22 protein-coding genes are annotated in these 20204 nt (G+C 46.5%); 11 read left to right on the top strand and 11 right to left on the bottom strand.

Annotated elements, in window-relative coordinates; genetic code table 11:
* Positions 1–24: 24 nt before the first annotated feature.
* Together ABHV44_RS03655 and ABHV44_RS03660 are read left to right on the top strand one after the other, a co-directional pair.
* Positions 25–2703, top strand: coding sequence for a YfhO family protein (locus ABHV44_RS03655; protein ID WP_459073294.1), 2679 nt, complete (start codon positions 25–27; stop codon positions 2701–2703).
* An 18-nt stretch (positions 2704–2721) separates the two neighbouring features.
* Entirely contained in the window at positions 2722–3144 is a 423-nt protein-coding gene (locus tag ABHV44_RS03660; protein ID WP_459073295.1) for a hypothetical protein, read from the top strand.
* A gap of 7 nt (positions 3145–3151) precedes the next feature.
* On the opposite strand, the gene ABHV44_RS03665 is transcribed toward ABHV44_RS03660, so the two are convergent.
* From ABHV44_RS03665 to ABHV44_RS03675, 3 genes are read right to left on the bottom strand one after another with little or no spacing between them, the layout of a single operon-like run.
* Positions 3152–3562 (bottom strand): thiol-disulfide oxidoreductase DCC family protein, encoded by a 411-nt coding sequence (locus ABHV44_RS03665; protein WP_459073296.1) that lies wholly within the window; start codon positions 3560–3562, stop codon positions 3152–3154.
* 47 nt (positions 3563–3609) lie between these two features.
* Positions 3610–3936, bottom strand: coding sequence for a helix-turn-helix domain-containing protein (locus ABHV44_RS03670; protein ID WP_459073297.1), 327 nt, complete (start codon positions 3934–3936; stop codon positions 3610–3612).
* An 18-nt stretch (positions 3937–3954) separates the two neighbouring features.
* Positions 3955–4281, bottom strand: a complete 327-nt coding sequence (locus ABHV44_RS03675; RefSeq protein ID WP_459073298.1) for a type II toxin-antitoxin system RelE/ParE family toxin — start codon at positions 4279–4281, stop codon at positions 3955–3957.
* Positions 4282–4441: 160 nt separating this feature from the next.
* On the opposite strand from ABHV44_RS03675, the gene ABHV44_RS03680 reads away from it, so the two are divergent.
* The 5 genes from ABHV44_RS03680 to ABHV44_RS03700 all read left to right on the top strand — a co-directional run bounded on the left by ABHV44_RS03680 (position 4442) and on the right by ABHV44_RS03700 (position 8353).
* The gene (locus tag ABHV44_RS03680) at positions 4442–5701 is read left to right on the top strand and encodes a GNAT family N-acetyltransferase (RefSeq protein WP_459073299.1); all 1260 of its coding nucleotides are present in this window, start codon (positions 4442–4444) and stop codon (positions 5699–5701) included.
* Positions 5698–6135 (top strand): (4Fe-4S)-binding protein, encoded by a 438-nt coding sequence (locus tag ABHV44_RS03685; RefSeq protein ID WP_459073300.1) that lies wholly within the window; start codon positions 5698–5700, stop codon positions 6133–6135. Before ABHV44_RS03680 ends, ABHV44_RS03685 begins: the two co-directional genes overlap by 4 nt.
* A gap of 118 nt (positions 6136–6253) precedes the next feature.
* A complete protein-coding gene (locus ABHV44_RS03690; protein ID WP_459073301.1) occupies positions 6254–6550 on the top strand; it encodes a 2TM domain-containing protein in 297 nt (98 codons plus the stop codon).
* The gene (locus ABHV44_RS03695) at positions 6543–7592 is read left to right on the top strand and encodes a sensor histidine kinase (RefSeq protein WP_459073302.1); all 1050 of its coding nucleotides are present in this window, start codon (positions 6543–6545) and stop codon (positions 7590–7592) included. The genes ABHV44_RS03690 and ABHV44_RS03695 overlap by 8 nt, the downstream gene beginning before the upstream one ends.
* Positions 7592–8353, top strand: a complete 762-nt coding sequence (locus ABHV44_RS03700) for a LytR/AlgR family response regulator transcription factor (RefSeq protein ID WP_459073303.1) — start codon at positions 7592–7594, stop codon at positions 8351–8353. The genes ABHV44_RS03695 and ABHV44_RS03700 overlap by 1 nt, the downstream gene beginning before the upstream one ends.
* A 247-nt stretch (positions 8354–8600) precedes the next feature.
* On the opposite strand, the gene ABHV44_RS03705 is transcribed toward ABHV44_RS03700, so the two are convergent.
* The 5 genes from ABHV44_RS03705 to ABHV44_RS03725 all read right to left on the bottom strand — a co-directional run bounded on the left by ABHV44_RS03705 (position 8601) and on the right by ABHV44_RS03725 (position 12745).
* On the bottom strand, positions 8601–9605 hold the full coding sequence (locus ABHV44_RS03705) for a DUF368 domain-containing protein (RefSeq protein WP_459073304.1): 1005 nt from the start codon (positions 9603–9605) through the stop codon (positions 8601–8603).
* Between the two features lie 74 nt (positions 9606–9679).
* Positions 9680–10189: a hypothetical protein gene (locus ABHV44_RS03710; protein ID WP_459073305.1), complete on the bottom strand. Its 510-nt coding sequence runs from the start codon at positions 10187–10189 to the stop codon at positions 9680–9682.
* 2 nt (positions 10190–10191) lie between these two features.
* Positions 10192–10509 (bottom strand): rhodanese-like domain-containing protein, encoded by a 318-nt coding sequence (locus ABHV44_RS03715; RefSeq protein WP_459073306.1) that lies wholly within the window; start codon positions 10507–10509, stop codon positions 10192–10194.
* A 20-nt stretch (positions 10510–10529) separates the two neighbouring features.
* Positions 10530–11327, bottom strand: a complete 798-nt coding sequence (locus tag ABHV44_RS03720) for a phosphosulfolactate synthase (RefSeq protein ID WP_459073307.1) — start codon at positions 11325–11327, stop codon at positions 10530–10532.
* Complete coding sequence (locus ABHV44_RS03725; RefSeq protein ID WP_459073308.1) at positions 11324–12745, bottom strand: tetratricopeptide repeat protein; 1422 nt, start codon at positions 12743–12745, stop codon at positions 11324–11326. Before ABHV44_RS03725 ends, ABHV44_RS03720 begins: the two co-directional genes overlap by 4 nt.
* A 297-nt stretch (positions 12746–13042) precedes the next feature.
* Here ABHV44_RS03725 and glmM point away from each other — a divergent pair, with 297 nt between their 5' ends.
* Both glmM and ABHV44_RS03735 read left to right on the top strand, forming a co-directional pair.
* Complete coding sequence (glmM, locus tag ABHV44_RS03730; protein WP_459073309.1) at positions 13043–14434, top strand: phosphoglucosamine mutase; 1392 nt, start codon at positions 13043–13045, stop codon at positions 14432–14434.
* Positions 14435–14445: 11 nt separating this feature from the next.
* Positions 14446–15594: a cysteine desulfurase family protein gene (locus ABHV44_RS03735; protein ID WP_459073310.1), complete on the top strand. Its 1149-nt coding sequence runs from the start codon at positions 14446–14448 to the stop codon at positions 15592–15594.
* Between the two features lie 215 nt (positions 15595–15809).
* Here ABHV44_RS03735 and ABHV44_RS03740 read toward each other — a convergent pair whose 3' ends face one another.
* Entirely contained in the window at positions 15810–17444 is a 1635-nt protein-coding gene (locus tag ABHV44_RS03740) for a tetratricopeptide repeat protein (protein WP_459073311.1), read from the bottom strand.
* Between the two features lie 167 nt (positions 17445–17611).
* Here ABHV44_RS03740 and murQ point away from each other — a divergent pair, with 167 nt between their 5' ends.
* Together murQ and ABHV44_RS03750 are read left to right on the top strand one after the other, a co-directional pair.
* Positions 17612–18439 carry an N-acetylmuramic acid 6-phosphate etherase gene (murQ, locus tag ABHV44_RS03745; RefSeq protein WP_459073312.1) on the top strand — a complete coding sequence of 276 codons (828 nt, stop codon included), beginning with the start codon at positions 17612–17614 and terminating at the stop codon, positions 18437–18439.
* A gap of 2 nt (positions 18440–18441) precedes the next feature.
* Complete coding sequence (locus tag ABHV44_RS03750; protein ID WP_459073313.1) at positions 18442–19023, top strand: hypothetical protein; 582 nt, start codon at positions 18442–18444, stop codon at positions 19021–19023.
* Here the strand turns inward: ABHV44_RS03750 and ABHV44_RS03755 are convergent.
* Positions 19020–19493, bottom strand: a complete 474-nt coding sequence (locus ABHV44_RS03755; RefSeq protein WP_459073314.1) for an NUDIX domain-containing protein — start codon at positions 19491–19493, stop codon at positions 19020–19022. The two genes, ABHV44_RS03750 and ABHV44_RS03755, sit on opposite strands and share 4 nt — an antisense overlap.
* The gene (gene mnmD / locus ABHV44_RS03760) at positions 19481–20161 is read right to left on the bottom strand and encodes a tRNA (5-methylaminomethyl-2-thiouridine)(34)-methyltransferase MnmD (RefSeq protein ID WP_459073315.1); all 681 of its coding nucleotides are present in this window, start codon (positions 20159–20161) and stop codon (positions 19481–19483) included. Before mnmD ends, ABHV44_RS03755 begins: the two co-directional genes overlap by 13 nt.
* Between the last annotated feature and the right edge of the window lie 43 nt (positions 20162–20204).

The raw sequence follows: 20204 nt of genomic DNA on the forward strand, positions 1-20204 counted from the left end.
CTCTTACCAAATTGCTGTTAGGATATGAAATTATTAATGAAGACACTGCCGTACGTCTCCGCAGTGATCATTTTTTTGATACTCTCCATTTTCTTTTTCCAACCCACACTCGATGGATACGACCTTCGTCAGGGTGATATTGAAAACTGGCGCGGGATGTCTCACGAAATTAACGACTTTAGAGAGCAAGTAGGAGAGGAACCGCTGTGGACTAACAGCATGTTTGGCGGAATGCCGGCTTACCAAATAAGCGTGAGCTATGGGACAAATTTGGTGAAAGAACTCACTAGAGTCGTTCGTCTCGGACTTTCGAGCGGACCGGGAACTGTTTTTGTCGGAATGCTTTCCTTTTTCATTCTGGGGCTTTGCCTTAGGATAAAGCCCTGGCTTGCCATTGTTGGCGGTATCGCTTTTGGCTTTGCCTCGATCAACATTCTCTACCTCGGAGCAGGGCACACTGGGAAAATACATGCGCTGGCCTACATGCCTGCAGTGATTGGAGGGATACTTTACACAACCCGAAGAGGTCTCTTTTTTGGAGGTGCGCTAACCGCACTTTTTCTCGGTTTTCACCTGGCGGCTAATCACCTTCAAATGACTTACTACCTGCTGTTTTTGGTGGTTCTTGTGGGGATTGTGGAAGCCGTGAGATTGATCGTTGCTAAAAAAATACCTCACTTGCTGAAAGCAGCCGGAGTGTTGTTGGTGGCTGCGTTTTTGGCTTTTTTACCCAACTACGGAAACATAGTAGGAACCTACGAATACAGCAAGTATACCACCCGGGGCGAAAGCGAGCTGACGATGGAAGAAGAAAGTCAGTCGGATCGTATTGCTGAAGAAGGTCTCGACAAAGATTACATCCTGCAATACAGCATGGCTAAAGGAGAAGTCTTTTCGCTTTTGATTCCTAACGTAAAAGGCGGGAAGTCCGGCCGACTAGGTAATCACCCGGAAGCCATGCAAACCATCGACAGGAATTACCGCGAAAATCTCGCTCAGCAATCGAGCTATTGGGGTGATCAGCTTTTTACCGGAGGTGCTTTTTATTTTGGAGCGATCATCGTTTTTCTTTTCATTTTAGGAATTGTCCTCAGCAGGGACTGCATCAAGTGGGCTCTGCTGGCCATGACCCTTTTGGCCATTGCGCTGGCATGGAAACAAACCGATGGACTGCAGGGATGGTTCCTCGAAAACTTCCCGTACTACACGAAGTTCCGAGATACTAAAATGATGCTCGTTACGGTGCAGGTGGCCATGCCGATGATGGCAATGATTTTCCTCAATGAGTTTCTCTTCGACAAAGCTTTCCGCGAAAGCATTAGAAAAAAGTTGTTGATCACCGGAGGAGCATTTATCGGGGTTTTTATCATCATTGTAGCGACTCCAACTTCGTTCTTCGATTTTATGGCAGAGCGCGAAGTTCAGCAGCTTGACGATGCGGCCATTCAGGCTCAGGAAGAGGGCAACATGCAGATGGTAAACTACATCGACAACATGCAGGAGCAGCTGATTGATGCCCGTGTTGAAATTTTTAAATCCGATGCGCTGCGATCACTGTTTTTTGTGATTGGTGCAGCAGTTTTCCTTTTGCTTGTTTTGCTAAAAGTACTTGACCGGAGGATTGCGCTCGGTGTCATCGGGATTTTGGTTTTGGCCGACTTGTGGGGCGTTGATCGCAGATATCTCAACAGCGACAGACAGGGTGGAGATTTCGTGCATTACGTGAAGCCAGATGAGAAAGCTTTCCCTTTCGAAGCCAATCCGGTTGACATGCAAATTCTGGAGCAGGAAAAATCTCGCGTTAATGATTTCCAAAAGAAAACCAGCCAGCGAGTGGAATCGGCTGAGAAAAAATACGACATCAGCAGGCCCATACAGTCCCGCGTAGAAACAGCCGCGAAGTTTGCAGCACTCAACGCCAATACGAACTATCGCGTGCTGAACATGCGAAACCCATTTGCCGATGGGCGAACAAGTTATTTCCATAAGTCGATTGGTGGCTACCACGGAGCTAAGCTAAAGCGCTTTCAGGAGTTGATCGACTTTCAGCTTCAGGGAGAAATTCAGTCGATTTCTCAAAATGCCAATCAGTTTGGAATCATGGGAGCATTAGAGCGAGTGCCGGTGATCAACATGCTCAATACAAAGTATATTATTGCAGGGCCAGAGTCTGCACCAATCGAAAATCCATTTGCCATGGGTAATGCGTGGTTTGTGCAGGATATCAATTGGGTGCCAAATGCCGATGCCGAGATGAACGCACTTTCCGATTTCGATCCGGAAACGACTGCAATAGTTGACGAGCGTTTTAAGGATAAAGTATCTACAGCAGGAGTCGACTCGACAGCGAGCATCAGATTGGAGAGTTATGAGCCAAATCACCTTGTTTACCGATCGTCAGCTTCACAAAAGCAAGTGGCTGTTTTCTCAGAAATTTACTATCCTAAAGGATGGAATGCTTACGTGGATGGAGAAAAAGTGGATTATTTCAGAGCCAATTACCTCCTGCGCGCAATGGAAGTGCCTGCCGGTGATCACAAGATTGAGTTTAAGTTTGAGCCACAATCCTATCAGGCTGGCCTAACGATTTCACTCATCGGATCTATTTTAGTGTTGCTCTATTTCCTTGCTGCGGTTTTCTACAAGATCAGAAACGCGAACAAGAATCCAGAGGAAATGGAAGAATATGCCGACAGTGAGTAGTTGCTGAGTTTTGAGTACATGGAAAAAATAATGCTTGCAATAATGCTTTGGCTAGTAGGTATCATCTCCTGCGGTGTCAACCCAATAGATGATATGAACTCCGTTCAGGTATGGAGAACTGAGCTCATCAAAATGAATGCGGATACTATTTACTTGACAGATAGCCTAGTAGATCGTTCACAATATTTGTATTTGTACAATCAGGGAAAAGCGAAATTAGTGGATAGTTTTCCGGATGGGAAAGTTCTCGAGTCGGAAACTACATGGGAGATTCGAAATGTTAAAGGAAAGGACGTGTTCTTGTTCGGATATGGCAAAGAATCACATGGTATATTAGGAGTTGCTTATCCAATAACCACGAAGAACGAAACCGATTTTAAAATGGCTTTTGATTCCCTAGGAGAGCACAATGTTTGGAACTTAACAAGAATTAAAGATTAACGTTGCCTTAAGGCAGAAACAGCACTCTTTGATCGGGCTCGGGAAGTCTGCAGCTTTGGATTCTCCCAAAAATGCGATAGCGGTACTTGGCGATCAGGCTATAAACACCATTCCTTATAAACCCTGGGATGAATCGAAAAATGCGCAACCACCGATGTCTTTTAGGGAGATATCGAATCACCTCCAGGGCAGCATCAGATTTGGTGTGAGAAGTTTCACCGTCCCAAAGCACAAAAGTGTCCAGGTCTTCGCGCAAGTCTTTTGGTAGCAATTCTTCAGCTGTTTTCCCCTGAAGAGCTGCGTAGCGCAGATTGCCCTCGCGGTCGGCTTCGAGAAGCAAGTTCACCGTGCGGTTACAAAAGCCGCAAGTGCCATCGTAAAAAACAATCGGTTTGGTATGATCTGCTTTAGTAGTCATTTCTTGTGCAAAAATACAACTCGTGGCTTCAAACTGTGGAAATAGAACTAGCTAAGTTTCAAAAAGCTATCTTCGAGCTTTACACTGAAGTTTATTTCGGCCTTGAGTGCCTTAAACACCTTTAAAATTGTTTCGATAGTGGCGCTGTTGGCACTGCTCTCTAGTTTCGAAATTTGTGCTTTTTTCACTCCTACCAGACTTCCAAGTTGCTCTTGAGTGAGCTTACGTTCTTTTCTAGCCGCTCTAATCATTTTTCCCAAAATTTCCATGCGGAGCTCGTACTCATATTCATCTCTTTCGATGTCTCCAACTTTACCAATGAATTCATCTTTCATCTCGGAAAGTGTGTAGGTTTTTGTTTTCTTGGGTGTCATGTTGTTGCTGATTTTGTATTATTTAAAGAATTCTTCTTTCAATCTAACCGCTCGTTTGATTTCATTAGCTGGTACCTTATCAACTTTTTTTATGAAACCATGTGTGGCCACTACCAGTGTCTCTTTATCTCCGGTTTTGTCCCAGAACGCTAGAAGTCTCACCTGGAGACCCCCGTGTCGCGTACGGAATTCCCAAATGTCATCCTGAAGTTTTTTGAAAAGTCTGGGGTCATTAGTTTGTTCGGCTAAATCTATGTTGTAGAAAACCTTTTTAGCAGTTTTGGATTGAAGTGTCTTTAAAAAACTCCTGGCCTCTTCTAGAAACTCCGTCTGAAAGTATCTCATGAAGGTAAGTGTTAAGTGCGGTAAAGATAGTAAAAGTTTCTAAATATAGAAACTATTTGAATGAGTCTCTTTTTTAAAACGGTATCAATTTTCACTTTTATTGCCGTAGAATTAAATCGCAGTTTCAAACAAATAAGATTTGTTTAAGTTAACCCCATCAATGAAAAACTTTCTCCCCAACTCTAAGATTGCTTCTGGCATTCCTGTAAAGGCTGCCCACTCCGATCAGTTACAGTTTTCTGTATACGACTCCACGGCTGTATTGGAGACCGAAAGTTGGAGGCAGTTTGAAAAGGATGTCCCGGTTTTTCTCAGTTCGGACTACCTCAAGGTTGAGAACGAGGCTTTAAGCGATCGGCTCGAACATCGGTTTGTTGTTTTTGAAAGAGGAGAAAAAGTCATTGGTATTGCAGCTTTTCACTTGATCACTGTTCAAACCAAAGAAGCTGTGGAGCGCCTTCGACAACGGTTTGGAGTGCTCGAGAAGGCTGTGACTGCTCTGAGCGGAGGAGGAAAAAGTTTTGACTTCAGGTTATTGATCTGCGGAAGTCCCTTTACCACAGGGGAGCTTGGGTTTTACTTTTCCATGAATATCGAAAGAGAACTACAAAGCAAGGCACTTTTGGCTGCTACGGATTTTTTGCGACAGCTGGAGAAAAAGAATATTTCTGCCGTGCTTCTTAAAGATTTCTACTCTCCTAAAAGCCCGGAAAAGTTCGATCTTGAAAAGGATGGTTTCACTCCATTTTGCGTGGAGCCCAACATGATGATGCCCGTTTTTCCGGAGTGGAAATCGCTGAAAGATTATCTCAATGCCCTTCGATCCAAATACCGAACGAAAGCCAACGCAGCTTTTAAAAAGTCTGAAACGCTTGAGGTGAAAAAGATGAATACTTCGGACATAAAGAATTATCACGATAGAATTGAAGAGCTATACCAGCAGGTGATTTCCCGGGCAAGTTTCGGGATTGGCTACTACAACTTCGAGATGTTTCAGTCACTGCTTGAGAATCTTCCTGACCGCTATCGAATTTACGGCTACTTCTTCGAGGATAAGCTGATCGCCTTTCAGTCGCTTTGGCTCCATCGCGATGAGCTGGAAGCACACTTTGTTGGCATCGATTACGAATACAACTTCGAGCTTGCCGTTTATCAGCGCATGCTTTACGAATACATCCGCGAGGCTATAAACGAGCGAAAGTCGAAAGTGATTTTTGGCCGCTCCGCAATGGAAATAAAAAACACAGTGGGCGCAGTGCCGGTAAATGCAAGCTGCTACATCCGCCACAAAGGCGCAGCGCTCAATCCTTTTTTAAGTTTTATCTTTAAGCACGTGAGTCCTTCGGATTTTCACGAGCATCGAGCATTTTTAAAAAGTGAAGCCGACCGAATTGAGCCGGCATTAAAACCATACTTATGAAAGCCATAGAAAAAGAATACTCAAACGGAGAGGTGACCGTAATCTGGAAGCCTCACAAATGCATCCACAGTGAGCGCTGTTACAAAGGGCTGCCTCACGTTTTTAAACCAAAAGAAAAACCGTGGATCCAACCGGAAAACGAAGAGTCGGAGACGATTGCCAAACAAGTGAAGCAATGCCCGTCTGGCGCTCTGCAGTATTATTTTAATGAAGAAGGAAAACCAGAAAACACTAAAGAAGACATGGAGAATCAGGGAATCACGAAAGTAGAAACAATGGAAAACGGGCCGCTCATGGTCTACGGAAAAGTGAAACTCAGCCACAAAGGAGATGAAAAGGAGCTCGAAAAAGTGACGGCATTCTGTCGTTGTGGAGCATCGGGCAACAAGCCATTTTGCGATGGTTCTCACGAAAAATCCGATTTCAAAGGCTAATTTGAAAACAGCTCAGCGCCTCTCTTTACGGCTCGTCCACTAAATTCTTCAACCCGTCCATTTTGGTTTTCAAAGAGCGGTAGTAAAGTCCACTTTTGAAGAAACAAACTTTACTAAAATGGACAATCACGAAAAACTTTACAACGATCGCTATCAGAGAGCGAAGCAACGAGTGGAAGAGGAAAAGGGATTCTACGGTCACTTGCTCGCATACATCGCGGTCAACATCGGTTTATTTTTGCTTAACCTTGTGACTGCGCCCGGCCACTGGTGGTTTTACTGGCCGCTACTCGGTTGGGGAATCGGTCTCCTCATTCACGGAGTTGGAGTGTTTGGTCGCAACTGGTTTTTCTCCGAGCAGTGGGAACAGCGCAAGATCAAAAAGTACATGAACGAAGAAGAAGACAATGGCTGAGGAAAAAGGCATAGGAGAGGATCTCACGCTCCAGGGATTTAGCTGGAAGATGCTGATCCTCGTTTTCGTGATCAGCGTTGCGGCAGCCTATTTTTTTATGGGCGGCTTCGACAATGTCAGAGAAGCACTGGTCGGAACGCTTTGGTCGGCCACCATCTGGTACACACAGTGGTATGGCAACGGGTGGATCATCGACAAGCTCGATGACAAGATCAGTTGGGTAGAAAAGCCGCTCAAGCGATTTTTCCTTGGTCTGTTTTTTTTGATCTCTTATTCTTTCATTGCCATTCTCGTGGTCAATTTTTTGTTCAACCTTGCTGTGAACGGAGGCATGCCCTCAAACCTCGGCAGGTGGGCCTTTTACAATGGAATGATCGCAGTCAGCATTTCTTTTATCATTTCTCTGATTCTCACTTCGATAGGGTTTCTGCACTCCTGGCGAACTTCAGCGCTCGAAGCCGAAAAGTACAAGGCTGAGATGAACCTCTACAAGTACGAGTCGCTGCGCAATCAGATCAACCCACACTTTTTGTTCAACAGCCTGAACGTGCTGAGCTCACTGGTTTACGAAGACCAAAAACTGGCGGTTCGATTTATCCGACAGCTCAGTGAGGTTTATCGCTACGTGCTCGACAGCAAAGACAAAGAACTGGTTACACTCAGTCACGAACTGGAATTTTTGGAAGCTTACCTTTTCCTTTTGCAAATCAGATTTGAGGAAAATCTAAAGCTCGAACTTGACCTCGAGCCACAGGAAGACCTGATGGTGGTGCCGATGGTTTTTCAAATGCTCTTAGAAAATGCAGTGAAGCACAACGAGGTTTCTTCTACTCATCCACTGAGTGTGAAAATCTATCGCGAAGGTGACTTTGCGGTAGTCGAGAACAAAATTCAACGAAAGTCTGCAGGTGAAAACAGCAAGCGCGTGGGACTTCAGAACATTCGTGCGCGATACCAGTCGCTGACAGACAAGGATGTGAAAGTCGAAGAAAATCAGGATACTTTTCGCGTGGTTTTTCCACTTTTAAAAATTGAAGATTGATGGCCACAGCACTGATTATTGAGGATGAAAAACGAGCTGCACGCAGGCTGAGATCGCTGATTGAAATCTGCGATCCTTCAATAGAAGTGGTTGGCGAACTCGAGTCGGTGAAAGACTCTTTAAATTGGCTCGGAGAAAATGCACATCCCGACCTGATTTTTTCAGACATCCAGCTGGCCGATGGACTCAGCTTCGAGATTTACGAGTCGGTAACGATAGATTCGGCAATCATTTTCACTACAGCTTACGACCAGTACGCCATTCGAGCTTTCAAGGCAAACGGAATCGATTACCTGCTGAAGCCGATGGATGAAGACGAGCTTTGCGCTGCCCTCGAAAAGTTCAAAAAGTGGAATGGCAAAGAACAGACTTACGATTCTCAGGCTTTGGCAAAAGCGCTCAGCGAAATCAAGTCGCAGCATAAAAACCGATTTGTGGTGAAAGTGGGCGACAAGCTGAAGCGGGTGGAGGCGGACGAAGTTTCTGCCTTCTACAGCATGCAAAAAGCTACGTTTCTCTGTGCCGGAAAAGGCCGCAACTACGCCATCGATTTTTCATTGGATCATCTCGAAGACGTGCTCGATCCCGCCAAATTTTTCAGAGTCAACCGAAAGTACATCGCTGCGATGGACGCCATCGAAGAAATTGTGGTATGGTCCGGAAGCCGCCTAAAGCTCAAGCTCAAAGGCATTGATGACGATGACCTCTTAGTGAGCCGTGAACGAACGCAGGAATTCAAAAGCTGGCTTGAGGGGGAGTAGATTTTGTTGTCGAGAATCTAAAATAGTTCGAGGTGTTTTTTGTGAATTCCGGCCGGTTAATGATTTTGGAATTGAGGTAAAGTTGTCGGGCTCGACTTTCCTGCCAGTTGCCATTTTGGATTTTGGGTTTTGGTGCTTGGAATTTTCGGAGTTTCTTTGGAGACAAGGTGGAAACAAAGTTGTGGGGGATAGCTGAGGTTTTTCTTTGCCAACTGCCAACTGCCAACTGCCAACTGCCAACTGTTTCCTAAGAAACTTTCTCCTTCTGATTCTCCGGTGAAAAATACCCCAAAACAGCGATTAAAATCATTCCCACAAGACACAAGCCGATGGCCCAGGTGAGGTGACTGTCAACTTCGTTGATGTGTGCAAACTCTCCGGGAGTCACGTTGTTTTGCACCAATGGAATCACTTCCTCATCGGGCTCTCCGGGATGTTTCACGTAAACTTCCACGTCTTCTTTCCAGGGCCACACTTTGTTGAGTGATCCGATTAAAAAACCGGTGAGCACGGCAATGGTGAGGTCGTGCGCTTTGCTGAACATCCACTTGAGTACTTTCGAGAAAGCCACCAGTCCGATTAGGCAGCCCGCTCCAAAAACTCCAATGCGAATTCCATTTTCTCCAGCTATGTCCCAGGCTCCGTCTTTTATGGCCGAAACTAAATCGCTCACGCTATTCAGAATCGTTTGGTAAGCACCGAGCAAAAGCAAGATGAAACTACCGGAAATTCCCGGCAAAATCATGGCGGTGATGGCGATCATCCCGCACATAAAAATGTAGGCTGTGCTCTGACTTCCGGCAGAAGGCGAGGCGATAGTGATGAGGTAAGCAATGGCAGTTCCGGCAATCAGGCCGATGATCGGACCGACAGACCACTTATTTACTTTTCTGCCAACGAGAAAAATGGAGGCGAAGATCAACCCGAAGAAAAACGACCAAAGGTGAATAGGATACTCTTCAAGCAAAAAGGTGAGCAGCTTAGCCAGGCTTGCGATACTGATCAAAATCCCGAGAAACAGCGCTATGAGAAAATTGCCGTTGAGGTGTTTCCAGGTTCCGCTAATACCTTCAGTTTTTACTTTTTTGAACAGGCTCGCGTCAATGCGGCTTATACTGGTGAGCAGCTCTTCGTAAATGCCTGTGATGAAGGCAATGGTTCCTCCTGAAACTCCGGGTACCACATCTGCCGCGCCCATCGCCATTCCTTTCAATGTAATCAGTAAGTAACCAGCAGTTCCGCGTTTCGCCATGAATCTAAAATTTTGCGGTAAAAGTAAGGGAAATGAAAGTGAATGAATAAAGCGATTATCAGAGGCCCAAAAAATTACTTCTCCACCTTCTCCAACTCCTTTTTGGAATTGAAAATGGCTACTCCAACGAACGCTGCAAACCAAAGGAAGTCGAGCCAGGGACCCGGAAAGAGGTCGTAGTTGATGTCGGTAACTGAGAGGCAAAAGCCAACGACCCACATGTACTTGAGCAAATCAATGGGGTGTTTTTCTTTTTTCAAAACAATCCAGAGTGTGTAGCTCAGCGCAACCAAGCCTTGCCCGATAGTGAATAGCACAGGACCTCTCGGATGAAACTCCGACATGTAGTAGCCGCCTACGCCAGCCAGAATAAATCCCGCCACTGCAATCAGCACGAAGGCGATGCGCTTGAGGTAAGTGCTTTGTCGCACCAGCAAGCCAAACTGGATGAGGTAAAAGCCAACGAACAATCCGTTTACGGCAGCGCCAACAACTTCTTCAGTGGCCACAAACTGATTTACAATCCAGCCGATGAGTCCCAGAATGAGAAAAATGAAAGACGTGTAAATGGCTGCGCGTGTCATGCTTAATATTTCTCGAGCGATGGATCTACTTCATCGGCCCAGGCGAGAATTCCACCAGTGAGGTTGTATAGATTGTCCATCCCGTACTTTTGCTCCAGCGCTGTGATGACAGCGGCTGATCTCGCGCCTGCTCTGCAATGAACCACCACGGGAATGTCCTTGCGGATTTCATCCACGTGGCTCATCACCTCGCTCATGGGAATTTGCTTCCCTCCAATGTTGCAGATGTCCACTTCGTGATCGTCACGAACATCGATCACCTGAATTTCCTCTTTGTTATCCAGCTTCTCTTTGAGCTCTTTTGGAGTGATTTCCTTCATCTTCGGTTGAGAATAAAAGTTTAAGAATCGGTTCCTGCGTGCGAGTTTTGCGCTACCTCTTCAGGTAAAAACTCGAAGAAAGTGTCACCCCTGAGTCCTAGGCGGAGTGTTTCCAATGGGATCACATCAGAACCGGCTATGTTTCCGAGGTTTACATTAGCTCCGAGGAGTTTGATAAACCAAACCTGCTGCGCTTTTTGCGGAGCTTCCCACAGAATATCATCGCGGTCTACCTTCGAGAGAATTTTGTTGATCAGGATTGTATGTGCCGTTCCATTTGGACGGTAAATCCCAACCGTTCCGCTTTCGCGGGCTTCAGCAATCACTTTCCAGCTTCCGGCTTTCAGCTCGGTGTTCATCATGCGAATCCACTTGGCAGGGCTGATGAGGATTCCCTCTTCTTTAGAACCAACTTCAGAAAGTACTGTGAAATTTTTTGACAAGTCGTGAATCACTTCACACTTCTTGTTGTGCGGAATTTCCATCGACCCATCCGATACCTCCACGGTGTCGATACCGTAATCTTCGAGCACCTTTTTGTAATCGTCCAGCTGGCCGCGGATGTAAAAAGCTTCGAAGAGCGTTCCTCCGAGGTAAACTTTGATACCTGCATCGCGGTAGAGCTTAACTTTTTCCTTGAGGTTTTTGGAGATGTAGGACGTTCCGAAACCGAGTTTCACGATGTCGGTCAACTCTCCATTTCGCTCGATCATGTTTTCTGCTTCGCGCAAACTATAACCTTTATCCATTACCATGGTTAGGCCCTTGGAGCGGGGCTTTTCCGTTCTTTCAGGGATATGGTTGAGATGGTAATTCATTTATTCTTTTTGTATAGGTTCATCAGGTTACCGAAGGATTTCTCCTTTTCGATTTCTGGGTAGAAGCTGGTGAGCTCGGCAATCTTCTCTGATTCCTTTTCCAGCAGCGCCTCCAGCAATTCGAAAGCCTCCTTCTGGTGTAAATTCTGGTGCAAGTAAGCAACTTTTCTAAACTTGAGCACAAGGCTTTGGTCAGACATTTCTTTTATTCCGTTTTCCAAAACCTCCAGAGCCGACTCCAGCCGGTCCTCATTTGCCAGTAGTTCAGAGTAATCGAGCCAGGCGTCCTCGCACTGCTTGTCAATTTTTAAAATTTCGAGATACAGATTCTCTGCGGCATCAATACGGTTGCACTTTTTAAGTGCCGTGGCCGTAATGAGCATGAAATCGACATTGGTCGGATCGGCCTTCAGAGCCTGTTCAAAGTATGGCAATGCCTGCTGAGTATTTCCTTTCAAATCGCGAATAACTCCAAGACCGATAAAGGCATCGGGAAAAGAGCTGTCCTTCTCGAGTGCTCTTTTGTAGAAGTGTTCGGCCCACTCATACTGTAGCATGTTTTCGTGGCATTCGCCAATCATGCAAAAAGTCGTGGGCGATTCGCCTTCAACGGCAATCACTTCTTCAAAACATTCGATGGCCTCGCGATACTTATCGAGTTTGATCAGCGCATTGGCCTTGTTGAAATTTGCAGGGCTAAAACTATCGTCAATGGCCAGGCTAAAATCATAAGCATCGATTGACTTTTCGTAAAGTTCCAGCTTTTGGAATGCATTCCCAAGGTTGTACCAGGCGGTGAAAGAGTAGGGATGATCGTCCAAAAAACGCTGGTAATATTGGATTCCTTCCGCGCTCTGATCGGTGCGTTCGTAGCAATAAGCCAACTCGTAAGTGGCTGTTTCGTTCTCAGGATTCTTTTCCAGTGCTTCTTTGAGCACAGCGATGGCCGAGTTAAAGTCGTTGTTGTTTTCGTGCTCCATCGCCAGATCAATGTAGATGTCGTTGGCCATTTCGCTGTCGCCAAACTGAAGCACTCTCTCGTAGTGTTCAATTGCGCGTTTGTGATCGCGAAGCTGACTGTAAATAGTAGCCATGGTGACGTGCAAGTCCTCGTTGAATGGCTCGAATGCCAGCAGCTTGCGAAGCTTGTTTAACGCTCTGGTAAGCTTGCCCTCAGCAGAAAGCAATTGTGCCTCTCGCAGCAGCAAAGCCGTAGAGTCCGGGAACAGGTCGTGCGCGTAGAGCAGCACCTTGCCGGCCTCTTTCAGATTGTTTCTGTCAAAATAATAATCGATTAGATTTTCGAACTGGTCCACATCGAAGTAGTAGGACTCGTTGTTGGCGATCATCTCTTCGTATCGCTTTACCAGGAAAAAGATTTCTGACTCTTCCTGGCGGTTTCTCTCCTCTTCACTCATTCAGTCGTTTTTTTATGGGTTAGGCCCGGGTTCTTTATTCTTCCGCACCGCTCCAATTCAGAGGGCTTCTAAACAAATTTAAAAAAGACCCCTCCCGAAATTTCTCCGCCTGTTGATTGTTATCCACAGGAAACTAACAAAAACATTAGCTTCTGTACTAACGAAACAGCCTGCCGATAAATTTCTTTGCAAAGTTTGATTCACAACCACTTGACTACTTTTGGTTTTGCCATTTTCACAGCCCAAATGTTTTGAGTGATTCTTTTACCTTTGCGTCTGCAAAAATACAGGTAATAAGTGACATTAATAAAATCCATATCCGGTATTCGGGGAACGATAGGAGGGAAGTCTGGTGATGGACTCACACCTCAGGACATTGTAAAATTTACTTCAGCGTTTTGCACCTTCGTGAAGCGCAAAATGGGAAGAGATCGAATCACCGTTGTGATCGGTCGTGATGCCAGAACTTCAGGTGAAATGGTGCGAAATATTTGTGTCGGAACACTGCAGGCGCTCGGTGCCGAGGTGATCGACCTGGGGCTGAGCACTACGCCCACAGTAGAAATGGCCGTGACAGCCGAAAATGCCGATGCGGGCATTATTCTCACAGCCAGTCACAATCCCAAAGAGTGGAATGCCCTCAAACTGCTCAACCACAAAGGTGAGTTTATCTCCGCGGCCGAAGGAGCCGAGGTTTTGATGATTTCCGAAAATGTGGAAATCAATTACTGCGGAGTGCAAAACATTGGCGGCTATTCGCAAAATGACGAATACGGAGCTTACCACATTCAAAAAATTCTCGATCTGAAATGGGTCGATGTTGAAGCGATCAAAAAGGCGAACTTCAAAATCGCCATCGATTGCGTTAACTCTTCTGGCGGACTTTACATTCCACGACTTTTGGAAGCTCTGGGAGTGAATCAGGTTGTAGAGCTCTACACCGAGCCTTCGGGAGAATTCCCTCACAATCCCGAGCCGTTGGCAGAAAACCTCGAGAATCTTTCGCGCACAGTGAAAGATGAAGAATGTGACCTCGGCCTGGCCGTTGACCCCGATGTAGACCGGTTGGCTCTCGTGAGTGAAGACGGAAGTATGTTTGGCGAAGAGTACACACTCGTGGCTGTTGCCGATTACATTTTGGGCGAAGCCGGTGGTGGAAACACGGTGAGCAATCTCTCGAGCTCGAGAGCGCTGCGCGATGTCACTCAAAAACACGGAGGCGAGTACAGTGCCAGTGCCGTGGGTGAAGTAAACGTGGTAGAATTGATGAAAGAGACTGATGCCATCATCGGTGGCGAAGGAAATGGGGGAATCATTTTCCCTGAACTGCACTACGGACGCGATGCATTGGTGGGAATCGCGCTCTTTTTGACGCATCTCGCCAAAAGCGGAAAGTCCTGCAAAGAGCTTCGCGAAACCTATCCACATTATGAAATGCTGAAGCAAAAAGTGCAGCTGACGCCCGAAACGGATGTGGACAAAATCCTAAACCAGGTAGAAGAGAAATTCGTAAACGAAGAGTTGAACACCACTGACGGTGTGAAGATAGATTTTGAAGACGGTTGGGTCCACCTCAGAAAGTCGAACACAGAACCGATAATTCGGGTCTACTCGGAGGCCAATACTTCGGATCGTGCCAGCGAACTGGCAGAAATGTTAATGAATGAAATTCGGCAAATTGCCGACTAATCAGACAGTCGATGAAAGTTTATTTGGACAATGCAGCAACCACTCCTCTCGATCAGGAGGTTTTGGAAGCGATGATGCCTTACATGACCAACAATTTTGGAAACCCTTCTTCAACCCACGGGTTTGGAAGAAAAACCAAAACGGCTCTTGAAAATGCAAGGAGAAACATCGCCAAAAAGCTGAACGTTACTCCTGGAGAAATCTGCTTTACTTCCGGAGGCACGGAAGCTGACAACCTGGCTATGCGGGCTGCAGTCCACGATTTGGGTGTCACACACATTGTCACTTCAGCCATCGAACACAATGCGGTAATCCGCACAGCAGAAGTTCTCGAAGAGCAGGGCCACGTGAAAGTGAGCCATGTGAATCTACTTCCCGATGGACACATCGACCTCGAGCATCTCGAACAGATGATCAGTGGAGATGAAAAAACCCTGGTGAGCCTGATGCACGGCAACAACGAAATTGCCAATCTTTTGCCGCTCGACAAAGTGGGATCAATGTGCCGTGAGCACGGTGCATACTTCCATTCTGACACGGTGCAGACGATGGGTCACTACACCATCGACCTGGAGAAAACGCCTGTAGACTTTATCACCTGTGCCGGACACAAATTTCACGGGCCAAAGGGAATAGGCTTTTTGTACGTCAACAAGAAGTTGAAAATTTCGGCTCTCATCACCGGAGGCGGACAGGAACGCAAACTCCGCGGTGGAACCGAAAACGTTTACGGAATCGTGGGCTTGAGCAAAGCTTTTGACGTTGCATACCGCGATCTCGAAGAACACCAAAAACACGTTTCAGGAATCAAGCAATACATGGTAAAGCGACTGGAAGAGGAGCTTCCCGGAGTGAAATTCAACGGTGACTCAAAAAGCCCCGACAGTCTTTACACGGTTTTGAACGTGACCCTTCCGAAAAACCCAAATTCGGCCATGTTGCTGTTTTTGCTGGACATCGAAGGAATTGCATGTTCTGGCGGAAGCGCCTGCTCATCGGGAGCTGCCAAAGGATCGCATGTTTTGGAAGGCATCAATGCGTTGGATCCTGAACGCGCCAGCGTTCGTTTCTCTTTCAGCAAGTTCACAACCAAGGAAGAAATCGATTTCTGCGTAGAAAAGCTCGTGGAACTGTGCAAAGTAGCGGAAGTGGAAGCATAGGCGATTCAAAGGGCAATGAGCAACTAGCAATTGGCAAAGGGCAAACAGGAAAATTTCAAATTCCAAAAAACAAATCCCAATAGGCAATTGGCTAGCAGTGGTTATAGCCTTAATTCCACCTTACAACAACCGTCAATCCGAAGACGGCCGTCCTGAACTTGTTTCAGGACCTGTGCAAGTAACTTCAAACGTCATTAATTACCTCAATCCCTACCCTACGTCTGAATCTTCACCTCCAAATCCATCTCAGCCGGTCCGCCATCGTTCAGCGGGAGTTCAAATTCTTTGATTGTCGGCTCGTTTCTTCTGAAAATCGCTTCGACCTTGTAGCGTTGGTTGCCGAGCAGGTTGATTTGAAGAGAGCCATCAGTGTCCGTTGTTTCTGTGGTGATGAGCCTTCCGGAAATGGCGTTGTAAATCTTCACATCCGCTTTTCGCAGACCTTCGCCTTCTTCATCATTCACCTGTAGGTTCAAGGTTGAGAAATTGCTTTGGTCGTAGCCTCCCGAAATGAAGTTGTAGTCGGAAACATCAATTTTGTAAATGTCCCGCTCGCCATAGCTGTCATCGTACTCCGCTGCGATCAAAAGCGTCTGGTTGTCCTTCGTGAGCGAAAAAGTAGATTCTTCATTCACTGTGTTTATCGGATAGCCGAGGTTCACCGGAACCGACCACTGGCCGTTGATGAAATCCGATTTGAAAATGTCGTAACTGCCCATGGTTTGGTGGCCATTGCTGGCAAAGTAGAGCGTGCGTCCGTTGGGGTGGATGTAGACAAATTTTTCATCGTCTTCGGTATTGATGATGTCTCCGAGGTTTTCTGGCTTGCTCCATTCGCCTTCCTTTTCCTTTTTAGAAACGTAGATGTCACCTCGGCCCATTCCGCCTTGCCTTTCGGAAATAAAGTATAGCGTTTCGCCATCTTCGGTGATGCTCACAGAGCCTTCGAAGTAAGACGTGTTGATCGGCTTCGGCATTTTTTGCGGCTCGCGCCACGATTCTGTCGGTTCGCTGTACTTAGAGACAAAAATGTCGCCTGCACTGCTTTCGTTGTTGCGGTAGATGAAAAGCTCTTTTCCGCTTGGGGCAATGCTCAGCACCGCATCGTACTTATCTGTGTTTACGTTTCCTTTTAGGTTTTCAGAAAGTGTCCACTCATCGTATTCCTCATCCCATTTGGAGTAGTAAACGTCTTCGTAAAATTTGTAATCACCTTCCTTGTCGATTTCTCCGCCTTTGGTGTCGCTTCTGCGAGAAGTGAAAACGAGGTATTTCCCATTGGCGGTGATCGAAGGCGTGTAATCGTCAAATCGCGAGTTGATCGATCGGCCCATGTTTTCGATCTCCACATCCACCGGGCGGGCCATCATCTCTTTGGCGTACTGGCATTGCTCAATGTAGCGGTTGGTCAAAAAATACTCGTAGCTTCTTTCCGAAGGATCCGTTGCCAGATAATCGTTGAAGTGGCCGATGGCTTCATCGAGCTTTGCCAGTCGGTGAGCGATTTTCCCGTAGAAAAAATCCACTTCGTCAAAAACTTCAGGATCGATTTTTACAGATTTGTCCAGGTATTCTTCGGCAAGCTCGTAGCGCTTCAATTCGTAGTAGCACTGAGCCGTTCTGTAGAGTGCCTTGCTGTTGTTTGGTTCCGACTTCAGGATTTCACGATAAGTTGTTAGCGCACCGCGGTAGTTGCGGTTGAGGTAATCGTGGCGGGCAGATCCCATTTTGGTAGCCACTGCTGCAGCGCTAAGCGAGCCTACATCGCTCGTGTCGTTTTGGAGAACGATTGCCTGAGAGGCAGAGCTGGCGAGCAACAGCAATGAGAATCCGAGAATAAATCTGAGCATGTTTAACTTCTGTTTAAGTGATTATCGATAGCCAAAGATAAAGTTTTGGATAATCTCAGATTGTAGGATTTTCCGCAAGTTTTCAATCATGTGAATTCCAATCTTTGGAATAAGTTAAACTTATTGTCAATCACTCCTTCTTACCTTTGCATTAATCAACAGATCTCATGGCAAAAGACAATCGACAGACAGAACAGGATTCGCACTACGACAAGCTGGAAGAAATGCAAGTGCGTGAGCTTCTGGAGAACATCAACCGCGAAGACCAAACGGTGCCGCAAGTGGTGTCGAAATCCATCCCGGCTATCGAAAAGTTGGTGGAGGCTGTAGTCGAAAAAATGAAATCCGGTGGTCGGCTGTTTTACATCGGTGCCGGCACGAGTGGAAGACTTGGAATTGTTGACGCTTCGGAGTGCCCGCCTACTTTTGGCGTTCCACACGACTGGGTAGTGGGGCTCATGGCCGGTGGCGACAAGGCCATGCGAAAGGCAGTGGAATTTGCCGAAGACGACAAGCTGCTCGGCTGGAAAGATCTACAGGAATTAAACGTCTCTGAAAAAGATTTTGTGGTTGGCATTGCCGCATCGGGCACCACGCCCTACGTGATCGGAGCGCTGGAAAAATGTCGTGAACACGGGGTGCTCACGGGGTGTATAACTTGTAACTCCGAAACTCCACTGGCAGCTGCTGCAGACTTTCCGATTGAGGTCGTGACCGGTCCCGAGTTTGTCACCGGAAGCACGCGAATGAAAGCGGGAACAGCGCAGAAATTGGTGCTCAACATGATCTCTACTTCGGCCATGATTCAGCTCGGAAGAGTGCGCGGCAATAAAATGGTGGATATGCAGTTGAGCAATGAAAAACTTGTGGGGCGCGGTGGCAAAATGATAGCCGAGGAACTCAATATTTCTGCTTCTGAAGCTGCGGAACTACTCAAAAAACACGGCAGCGTGAGACGCGCCATTGACAATTTCGAACGCAAAGAAAAAGGATAGACTTGCATACGATTGAGCCATATTACAATTGGAGGAATCACTACATCTCGAGTGAAGATCCATACTCGCCTTTCTTCGAGCGCGAGTACAGCGAGTTCGAATTTAGCGATCGCATCTACGATCACTTTATCCATCCGCAGTGGGACAATATTGGATCTACCACGCTTTTCATAAAACTGCTCTATGCTGATTACGATGAAGGTGTTGCCATCATCGAAATGATCGGGGAGTGGAACGATTGCATCTACAACGACATCATGACCCTGAAGCGCGACATCATGGAGCATTTGATGAATCAGGGCATTTCCAAGTTTATTTTGATTGGCGAGAACGTGCTCAATTTTCATGCTTCTGACGACTGCTATTACGAGGAGTGGTTTGATGAAGTGAACGACATGGACGGCTGGATTGCGCTTTTGAATTTCCGCGAGCACGTGCTAAGCGAGTTCATCACTGCCGACATCGACAGCTACTTTGTGATGGGAGGGAAGTTGAATGACCTCTCATGGCGAACTCACTCACCGGAACAGCTCTACCACAAAATTCAGGATCTGGTGATGAAGCGACTGGGGGAGATTTTCTAGACAAAACGATTCGAAGTTTCGATCAACTTTTCAGCAACCACTTTATCCACCGGCCATCTTAATGTTTCCTTTAGATTTTCATCGATAGAATGCCAGCGGAAAGATTGCGCTCGTTCTACGCTGGAGTCGAAGTCGAATGATCTTTTTGAAAGAGCAAAGCGAGGCTCTTCTTTGAGTTGTGCCAGAAAATAAATGCTGATAAGCTGATCGCGTTCGCGAAAAGCGGATCGTTGAAAAAACTCGGTAGTGTAAAAATGATCCTGCACTTCGATGTCCTGCCCGAGTTCTTCGAGAGCCTCACGGTGAAGACAATCTTCAATTCCCTCGCCAAATTCGAGCCCACCTCCGGGAAACTTCGAAAATTCCAATCCCGCAAAACGCTCGTCAGAAAGCAAAATTCGATTCCGTTCTTCGTTCAAAATCAGAGCGTAGACACGGATGTTGAATCGGTCGGGCGTCACTTCTTCCATGCTCTTGTCATTTCTCGTTTTCCGGGTGGTCCGGGTACTTTTTCGACTTCCATTCCCAGCGATTTTAGGTTTCTCCGAAATTGTCCCTGGACGCAGTAGCTCACCAAAAGTCCGTCTGGTGCTATCGATTTCACCACTGGCTCCAGCACTTTCATTTCCCACATTTCGCTTTGTGCTCGTGGGCCAAAGGCATCGAAATAAACAAGGTCGAAATGCGAGCTTTCAAGTTCGATCTCTTCGATTTTTCCTTCTCTTTTTTCAAGAGTAAAAAAACCTGAGATCGTTTTCTCAGTTTCCCAGCTTGCGTCAAAAATGGTTTGCATCAACTCGGGAGCTGGTACATTTTCCAGTTTAGTACAAAGCTCAAGAACTTCACTAAGAATTTTATTAGATAAAGGAAAGGCCTCAACTCCCGTGTAGTTGATTTGCTGATTTTTTTCTTCGGCAAAGCCGGCCGAGAGCCAGGCATTCAATCCAGTGCCTAGACCAACTTCGAGAATGTTGATGGTCGATTTTTTACCGGCCAGTACTTTCAGTCCCATTTCGATAAAAACGTGCTGCGATTCCTGCAACGCTCCGTGGCGCGAGTGGTAGGTTTCATCGAGCTCTTCGAGATAGAGCGAAGGAGAGCCGTCAGCAGTTTTTATGATTTGTGGTTCGTTGGTCATTTTGCAGTCCAGGAGAACAAAAGTTCGAGAATTCGGGTAAAAA

Origin of the sequence: Halocola ammonii (assembly GCF_049334165.1) — a bacterium.
In the GTDB taxonomy this organism is placed as follows: Bacteria; Bacteroidota; Bacteroidia; order Flavobacteriales_D; family Sanyastnellaceae; genus JBEGHD01.